This is a genomic window from Endozoicomonas sp. ONNA2, assembly GCF_024606365.1.
GTDB lineage: Bacteria > Pseudomonadota > Gammaproteobacteria > Pseudomonadales > Endozoicomonadaceae > Endozoicomonas.
The window spans coordinates 1-8239 of the sequence record NZ_JAHHPO010000764.1 but is presented as its reverse complement, the minus strand read 5'-3'; the positions used below and the strand labels follow the sequence as shown (position 1 = coordinate 8239).

At 50.6% G+C, this 8239-nt stretch carries 8 protein-coding genes; 3 read left to right on the top strand and 5 right to left on the bottom strand.

What is annotated here, in order from left to right; translation table 11 throughout:
- The 3 genes from aguA to KDK14_RS13605 all read left to right on the top strand — a co-directional run.
- Positions 1 to 931: agmatine deiminase (aguA, locus tag KDK14_RS13615; RefSeq protein ID WP_257265712.1), on the top strand; the 931-nt coding region annotated here is incomplete at its 5' end.
- Positions 932 to 1010: 79 nt separating this feature from the next.
- Positions 1011 to 2483: a basic amino acid/polyamine antiporter gene (locus KDK14_RS13610; RefSeq protein WP_257265711.1), complete on the top strand. Its 1473-nt coding sequence runs from the start codon at positions 1011 to 1013 to the stop codon at positions 2481 to 2483.
- Positions 2484 to 2545: 62 nt separating this feature from the next.
- Positions 2546 to 3886, top strand: coding sequence for a phosphatidylserine decarboxylase family protein (locus tag KDK14_RS13605; protein ID WP_257265710.1), 1341 nt, complete (start codon positions 2546 to 2548; stop codon positions 3884 to 3886).
- Positions 3887 to 3924: 38 nt separating this feature from the next.
- Here the strand turns inward: KDK14_RS13605 and KDK14_RS13600 are convergent, their stop codons facing one another.
- The 5 genes from KDK14_RS13600 to KDK14_RS13580 all read right to left on the bottom strand — a co-directional run bounded on the left by KDK14_RS13600 (position 3925) and on the right by KDK14_RS13580 (position 7929).
- A complete protein-coding gene (locus KDK14_RS13600) occupies positions 3925 to 4455 on the bottom strand; it encodes a histidine decarboxylase, pyruvoyl type (protein WP_257265709.1) in 531 nt (176 codons plus the stop codon).
- Positions 4424 to 4804, bottom strand: a complete 381-nt coding sequence (locus KDK14_RS13595; protein ID WP_257265708.1) for a histidine decarboxylase, pyruvoyl type — start codon at positions 4802 to 4804, stop codon at positions 4424 to 4426. Before KDK14_RS13595 ends, KDK14_RS13600 begins: the two co-directional genes overlap by 32 nt.
- A gap of 143 nt (positions 4805 to 4947) precedes the next feature.
- The gene (locus tag KDK14_RS13590) at positions 4948 to 5886 is read right to left on the bottom strand and encodes an alpha/beta hydrolase (RefSeq protein WP_257265707.1); all 939 of its coding nucleotides are present in this window, start codon (positions 5884 to 5886) and stop codon (positions 4948 to 4950) included.
- On the bottom strand, positions 5886 to 6512 hold the full coding sequence (locus tag KDK14_RS13585; protein WP_257265705.1) for a transcription termination/antitermination NusG family protein: 627 nt from the start codon (positions 6510 to 6512) through the stop codon (positions 5886 to 5888). Before KDK14_RS13585 ends, KDK14_RS13590 begins: the two co-directional genes overlap by 1 nt.
- Positions 6513 to 6762: 250 nt before the next feature.
- On the bottom strand, positions 6763 to 7929 hold the full coding sequence (locus tag KDK14_RS13580; RefSeq protein ID WP_257265703.1) for a phosphoglycerate kinase: 1167 nt from the start codon (positions 7927 to 7929) through the stop codon (positions 6763 to 6765).
- Positions 7930 to 8239: the final 310 nt, after the last annotated feature.

Sequence of the window (8239 nt, the reverse complement as noted above, 5' to 3'; positions counted from 1 at the left end):
ATTTGAGCCGGTGACGGTCTGTGCCTCGTCACGGCAATTCGAAAACGCCAGCGTGCAGTTGGTGCATCCACAAATCCGGGTTGTTGAACTGAATCAGAATGATGCCTGGATGCGGGACAACGGCACCACGTTTCTGATCAATGGCCATGGCGACTTGCGGGGCGTTGACTGGCGCTACAATGCCTACGGTGGTGAGTACAATGGACTCTATTCACCCTGGGATCTGGATGATCAGGTGGCCCATAAGATGCTGTCCATGGAGCTTTGTGATCGTTATCGTACCGATGGTTTTGTGGCAGAAGGCGGCAATATCCACACCGACGGAGAGGGAACCCTGATGGTGTGTGAAGAGGTGTTTCTGAATCCCGGTCGCAACCCCCATTTGACCAAAGTGCAGATGGAGCAATACCTCAAAGACTACACCAATGTTGAAAAAGTGTTGTGGGTTCCTCGTGGCATCTATCAGGATGAAACCTGTGGCCATATTGACAACATGGCTTTTTTTATCCGTCCTGCTGAGGTTGTGCTGGCCTGGCCGGATGACAAGAGCGATCCCCAGTATGAGCGAAGTGAACAGGCATTGGCCTATTTGACCAGCGAGAAAGACGCCAGGGGGCGTTCCATTACCGTATATAAGCTGCCACTCCCAGCTCCCATGTATACGACAGAAGAAGACATTCAGGGTATCGATAAAGCCGAAACAGCCAAGGACCGCAAGGTGGGTGATCGCCTGGCGGCTTCATACATCAACTGCTACACCTGCAACGGCGCGATCATACTCCCTGCCTATGATGATCCCAACGACGATGTTGCAGCAGGTGTTCTCCAGGATCTGTTGCCTGCCCATAAAGTTGTGCAGGTGGAGTCCCGGGAGATATTACTCGGTGGTGGAAATATCCACTGCATTACTCAACAGCAGCCCAAACCATAAACGCTTTTGCATGTTTGGTTTCTGGTGGCGCACGGTGTTTATCTGGCAAACAACACCGGATTTGGATTAGGAGACCGAGATGACTAGCACGACTGGCAACAAGCTGGGCGTTATCTCTCTGGCTGCCTTGGTGGTGAGTGCCATGATTGGTGGCGGTGTCTACAACCTGCCCCAGAACATGGCGCAAAACTCCTCCGCCGGAGCGATCATTATCGCCTGGATTATCACCGGTATCGGGATGTGGTTTCTGGCCAGCACCTTCAGTACCCTGGCCGATGTCAAGCCGGAAATGACTGCGGGCATTTATGGTTATGGGCAATTGGGCTTTGGTCGTTTTACCGGTTTTTTGATCGCCTGGGGGTATTGGATCTGTAATTGTTGTGCCAATGTCGGCTATGCTGTTTTGCTGATGGACTCGTTGAACTATTTTTTCCCCCCACACTTTCAGGGTGGGAATAACCTGCCATCGGTGATCGGCGGTTCGATCATGATCTGGCTCATGTACTTCGTGGTTATGGCAGGAGTCAAACAGACCGCCATCCTGAATAATATTGGCGTCATCGGCAAGCTGCTCCCCCTGGGTATTTTTGTACTGATTCTCTTTTTCTTCTTTCGTTTTTCCATGTTTTCTACCGACTTCTGGGGACATGACGTGATCCCGGCCCTGATGGATAAAGACCTTGGCGGCATTTTCCCACAAGTCAAAAGCACCATGCTGGTCACCCTCTGGGTATTTATCGGTATTGAGGGAGCCGTGGTTATATCCAGCAAGGCACGCTCACAAAAGGATGTTGGCAGAGCAACCATCATCGGCTTTCTTCTGTGTTGGACTACTTATGTCTTATTGTCCCTGCTCCCTTTAGGCCGCTTTTCTCAGGGACAGCTTGCCGTTATGTCAGCGCCTTCAACCGGCGTTGTCCTTGACGGCGTGGTAGGCAACTGGGGGAATATCCTGATGAATATAGGGGTGATGATTTCGATCTTGAGCAGCTGGCTGGTCTGGACTCTCATGTTGGCATCCCTGCCCTGTGAAGCAGCAAAGGACGGAACATTTCCCAAAGTGTTTGCCAGGGAGAATAACAACGAATCACCCTCTTTTTCTCTGCTGATGTCGTCTATCCTGATGCAGATATTCATGATCATTGTTTACTTCTCCAATAATGCCTGGAATTTAATGCTCAGTATTACCGGCGTCATGATTTTACCCTGCTACTTCTTATGTACCCTTTATTTGTGGAAGATTGCCAGAAAAGAGGAAGACTTTAAAAATAATTCAAACAGGAAAATTCATGCTGCCTTGCTCACCGGGGTGGTTGGTACTCTTTATGCCGTTTGGCTGATCTATGCCGCTGGCCTCGGTTTAATGTTGGTAGCCGCCATTATCTATTCACTGGGTATTCCCATTTTCTGGATGGCCAGAAAAGAGGCCGGTGCTATCAGCCAGATTAACCATGTTGAAAAGCTATTTATGGTGCTGATTGTTGTGGCAGCCGTTGTCGGTATCTTTTATACCGCTGCCAACTTTACCTCATTGATGGGAGGGCAAGCCTGAACTGAAAAGACGGCTGCCAACGTTTTTTTCTGATGCTGCATCCTTTAACACAGGAGGGTGAGATGGTGAGAGTGAATAAACGTCGTTTGGGTGGCTGGCTGCCATCCGACCATAAGCTGCTGCGCAAATGGCATCATAAAATCATTGCCAGGCCAGTCTCCAGTCCCCATGAATATATTGAGCCGATTAAAAACCTGCAAAGCCTGGTCGCTCTCTCTTACGAGCTTCATGCCAGCACTCAGGCCATGTTTACCGAAGCGTTGGTATACGATCAGGATGACCCTTCCGGAGCGCCGGCCGTGACCAGCTGGTTGCAGTTTCTGGGGCTGCTCAACAACATCATGACCACTGCCCCTGAGTTTATTGTCAGTAAAGATGGCCAGGCCCAGGGCCTTGTGGGTTTTCCAATCAATGCCCTATTGGACTGGCCGATGGGTACTTTTGCTGGTTACTCAGTATTCTCTTCTGATCTGTTCAATCGTGAATTTCAAAAAGTGCTGCAATACTGGGGACATTTTTTAACCACGGAAAAATCCAGGTATGTTCTGGCCGAAGGTGAACCCGATGCCGATCCCCCCAGCATCCCCTGGCTTGGTGAACAGGCCCGACAGCAGATGATCGCCGTGGCATGTCAGCCTGAGAATATTCCTGCAAGGGCCGGTTCGATGACGTTTACCGATATATTTCAGGTGCCAGACCGTGATGATTCCAGATATCTTGGTTTCAGCTCCTGGGATCACTTCTTTGTCCGGGAGTTTCAACCCGATCTGCGTCCCGTTGGTGATGCGCCTATTGTCAGTGCCTGCGAATCAGCCCCGTTACAGTATCAAACCCATGTCAAGGGTTCCGATCGGTTCTGGCTCAAGGAGCAGCCTTACTCACTGATGAATATGCTCAATTTTGACCCCTTGGCAGAGCAGTTCGATGGCGGGTCTGTGTACCAGGCATTTCTCAGTGCCCTTAGTTATCATCGCTGGCACAGCCCCGTGGATGGCGTGATTGAAAAGATTGTGACAGTCAATGGCACTTACTACCTCGAAAATATCAGTGAGGGCGTTTACAACACATCCTCCGATCCTGCCGCTCCCAATGCCTCACAGCCATTTACCACCTCAGCGGCCTCGCGGGCCATTTTTTTCATCAGGGCCAATGACCCTGCCATTGGACTGATGGCCTTCGTGGCAGTTGGCATGGCTGAAGTTTCCAGTAATGAGGCTACAGTAAAAGAGGGTGATGAGGTCAAGCGAGGCGACCAACTGGGCATGTTCCATTTTGGCGGATCTACCCATTGTCTGGTATTCAGGCCTTCCGTATCCCTTAAGTTTCATGTGCCGGTAACCGGTCAGCCAAATATGGATTCCATCAATGTGGCGGTAAACTCCAATTTGGCGACACTGGCTTAATGCAGCGATGGATGACAGGGAGGTCATGATATAACGGGTTAAACCCTCGACAAATTCACATCTGCCAACCACTCATTTAACTGCATATTGTTCAGACCATAAAATCCGGTGGCGGGGATCGCTTTTCGGGCTAATGTCACATAAGGGGCAACGGTAATGGCGGTACCAATGTCACCGGGCTTCATCATTGAGTGGGAGAAACCAATATAGGTGCGATCAAAGACCACATGTGAATCTTTACCACACTCTGTGATCGACCATACCACCGACTTTCTCATATCATCCAAAAAGGCTTGCAACTGTTGTTCATTATCATTTTCGGTCCAAATACCGGCATCCTCAATAAATAGATCAGAGCAGTTATCCCGATCTTTGGCCAGGGAAATGGCAATACACGACCAGACACCATAACCCTCACCTTCTCTCAATGGGCGATTATCTCTTGGACGAAAGCTGTTCACGCTTTTATTAGCGCAGATAACATGAGCACCCGGTGCCAGGGGAAAATGGCGAGAACTCTCTGTACCAAACAGATTTCTACTGGCATCCAACAGGGGGGACAGCGTCATACACATCCAGCAGTGCTCCGTTGTATTGTTCCAGTCTCAAGAGTGGCTGAATTTTTTTGTTGTAGATATCTTCGTGAACGGCAAGATCATACCCCCATACCTGCCCGGCTACTCCACAAAAGCTGGAGGCCGTTAGCATATTAATTTGACCTATATAGGCATCAGCGCATTCTGCCTTGTCATAAACGACGATGTAATCCAATAGTACATCGTCTGTTTTCGCCACAGTGCCGGTTGATACTTTTAATGCGGCCACATAACCTGCCCCCTGAGCGCCGGGACAACCGTAGCCATCACAATAATCATCAAATGGGCTTACCGCCAGTTTCTCTATCTTGGGTGCTTTCATGACAATCTGCCTTGAGCCTCGTTGGTCAGCACATGCTCATTAACAAGATAGACGACATAAAACAACAATCAAACTGCTAATTTCCTGAACTAAAGGGCAAGGGGCTACCGGAATGCCGCATACTGTTGGTACGGGTGAAAACCTCAGGTATCCATCTCTTTGGATAACCACTGCATATAATGGAGCCGGGTCTCTGTGAGTTCATTGGGCAGGTGATGCCGGGCACCCTCCAGCCAGAGGACTTTGGGCGAGCGATACAGCTTCCCTAAAGCCTGAACATTGTAGGGTCCATCCACTGTGGTGTCATCCGTACCCTGCAGGATCAGCGGGCTTAGCGGAATTTGCTGTTCTGACGCTTCTATTTTGCCAATCCAGCGATCCAGGGCAGATACCCATTGTGTCGGAAGAACGGTGGGAGCAAGCGGGTCGTTATGGGCCTTTTCCAGGAAACTCTTATTACGACAGTTGTCTTTGAACTTCCTGGGAATCTGACGTATAAACGGCCTGACCAGATAGAGCTGGATGCGGCTGAGCTGCCATAACCGGGGCCGAACCAGGGGGGCGGAAAATATAATCTGAGCAAAAGGCATCGGCAGGCTTTGGGCCGTGTTGTGATGCAGCAACTCGGTGATAATGGCGCACCCGGTGCTCTGGCCGTAGGCAAGCCATGGTTTGGGGAGTATTGCTGCGCAGTACTTCATAACATCTTCCAGCACCAGACGATAGTGTGCAAAGTCTTCGATGGTGGCCGGTTGTCCACTGGAAAGCCCGTGACCTGGAAGATCGTAGGCCAGAACGTTATAACCTTCTTCCAGGAAAAATTGGATAATATGTTCAAACAGGCCCACATGGTCATAGTAGCCATGGAGGAGCAATACAGAGCCTTTGGCTTCAGACCGGGTGTATAAGTGGCAGGCAATGCGGTAGTCAGCGCAGTTTATATACCCGAAAGAATGCTGGATATCAGGGATGCGATTTTCCAGGTCAATTTGATAATACTCAAAGTATGCCTGTTCGTGCGGATAAGCAGTCAGGCCGCAGGAGAGCGGGCGCAGATCAGCGATAAGTCTGGGTTTGTTCATTAACTTTCTTCAGCTACTTTCCGGAGGTCCTTCAAGGGAACTTCTATCTCTTTTCTGGCAACCACCTTGTTCTCAATGCCTGCGTCAGTGCGCTGACTCTCAATGAATTGAATAAGGATAATACCACGATCCATCTTGATACCTTTGACAAAGGTGCTTTCAAGGTGGCGGAAAAGGGGGTTGTTATAGAGCACCGACTCCCCTTCCCTGAAGCATACGGAGTCTGGCTTCTCATCAGGAATGTGGCCGTTATATTGCCAGACAAATGCCTCAATCTGGTCGATTAGCTGGTCACCGTCGGGTATCGGGCTTGGGAGTAACTTCCCGTGATCCTCTCTGGCAAGTCGCCCTTCACTATAGAGTTTGTGACTGATCCGGTTGAACTGGACAATATGGGCGATTCCCCGGGTTGAACGGATTTTGTGAAAAAAGGGAAGGTCTGTCTTGCTTAACCTGACGAACAGATAGCCGGGAAACAGGGGGGCGGGGGTACTTTTTTCCTGAATGATCGGACAGTAGGCCTCAAAGCCCTGGTGCTCAAGATTATCCCGGGCACGAATCTCTTCCCGGGGTTTGGCTTTCAGCAGATACCATCCGTGTTTCAAAGTGGCTTGTTCAGATGACATAACAAATCCCTTTGACGACGTTGACTGAAAATAACCAACCGGTGGTTTCTGCGTCCAATAGTATCAGTCTCATGGAAGTGTTCAACGACAGCATTCTACAGAACTCAGTTATTCAGACAACACTCAGGCAGCGGCGCGTCCGATCAAGAAAAACTATTTTTCCAGGGAAACAGGAGCATCAGATATGATTAAACATGGAGGGGGGATGCCGGAAGAAAAAAATGTTCTTCCGGTGTTGTTTATCGTTTGTTCAGCGCCTGGCTGCCGCTTCGAGCATGGCGACTGCCGGCAGAACCTTGCCTTCGACAAACTCGAGGAAGGCACCGCCACCGGTGGAGATGTACGACACTTTATCTTTAATTCCGTACTTGTCAATAGCGGCCAGGGTATCGCCACCACCAGCAATAGAGAACGCGCCCGAGTTGGCAATGGCCATGGACAGTGAACGGGTACCTTCACCGAACTGGTCAAACTCGAAAACCCCCACCGGACCATTCCACAGGATGGTTTTTGCCGCGGTCAGAACGTCGGCAAACAGCCTCTGGGTTTCCGGGCCAACGTCAAAGATCATGTCGTCATCTTCAACTTCATCCACCGACTTGATGATGGCGGTCTCGTTCTCATCGAATTTCTTGCCGCAGACTACATCCACGGGCATCGGGATATCACACTTGGCCATCAGGGCCCTGGCCTGGGGGATCAGGTCTGCCTCATAGAGTGACTTGCCAACATTGTTACCAGCCGCCGCCAGGAAGGTGTTGGCGATACCGCCACCGACGATCAGCTGGTCACAAACGCCCGACAAAGACTCAAGAACGGTCAGCTTGGTGGACACCTTGGAGCCGCCCACGATGGCGGTCATTGGGCGTTCCGGTTTATCCATGGCCTTGCCCAGTGCCTCCAGTTCCGCCGCCAGCAGTGGACCGGCACAGGCAACAGCAGCAAACTTGCCAACACCATGGGTGGAAGCCTGGGCACGGTGGGCGGTGCCAAAGGCATCCATCACATAGATATCACAGAGGGCGGCCATTTTGCGTGAGAGGGCTTCGTCGTCTTTGTTTTCGCCGACGTTGAAACGACAGTTTTCCAGAATAACCAGCTCTCCCGGGGCCACGTCAAAGCCACCGTCAACCCAGTCCTTGACCAGGCGAACGTCCTTGCCCAGCAGGTTGCCAATGTAGTCGGCCACCGGCTTCAGGGAGAACTGTTCTTCATACTCACCTTCGGTTGGGCGACCCAGGTGAGAGGTCACCATAACCCGGGCACCGGCCGCCAGGGCCTGCTCGATGGTTGGCATAGACGCCAGGATACGGGCATCGCTGGTGACTTTGCCGTCTTTTACCGGGACATTGAGGTCTTCACGGATCAGGACACGTTTACCGGCCAGATCCAGATCGGTCATTTTTAAAACGTTCATGGGGAGCCCTCTTGATATTCACTGATGGCAGAGTTTCTCGGTGGGGGTAAGCAACGTTTATAACCACTTGGCTTGAAGAAATTGCCTGGGCAATAGCGAAAAAACGTTGGGGACAATAGCACATAAATTACGCTTCAGGTATTCATTGATTCGTCAAGGTTAGTATTCCTGACCGTAACGTCAGCCTATCTGCACTGCAAATACCCTGATAATTTATAGGGTTACAGGACTTCAGACTTTGATACCAACACTGGACCAGCTTCCAGTAAACTGAAAAGGCAGGTATTGGCGACAAGGCAAATTTCTGAGA

Coding starts and splice junctions, on each gene's coding strand:
- KDK14_RS13610 (WP_257265711.1), top strand. CDS start 1,011: ATGACTAGCACGACTGGCAACAAGCTGGGCGTTATCTCTCTGGCTGCC.
- KDK14_RS13605 (WP_257265710.1), top strand. CDS start 2,546: ATGGTGAGAGTGAATAAACGTCGTTTGGGTGGCTGGCTGCCATCCGAC.
- KDK14_RS13600 (WP_257265709.1), bottom strand. CDS start 4,455: ATGACGCTGTCCCCCCTGTTGGATGCCAGTAGAAATCTGTTTGGTACA.
- KDK14_RS13595 (WP_257265708.1), bottom strand. CDS start 4,804: ATGAAAGCACCCAAGATAGAGAAACTGGCGGTAAGCCCATTTGATGAT.
- KDK14_RS13590 (WP_257265707.1), bottom strand. CDS start 5,886: ATGAACAAACCCAGACTTATCGCTGATCTGCGCCCGCTCTCCTGCGGC.
- KDK14_RS13585 (WP_257265705.1), bottom strand. CDS start 6,512: ATGTCATCTGAACAAGCCACTTTGAAACACGGATGGTATCTGCTGAAA.
- KDK14_RS13580 (WP_257265703.1), bottom strand. CDS start 7,929: ATGAACGTTTTAAAAATGACCGATCTGGATCTGGCCGGTAAACGTGTC.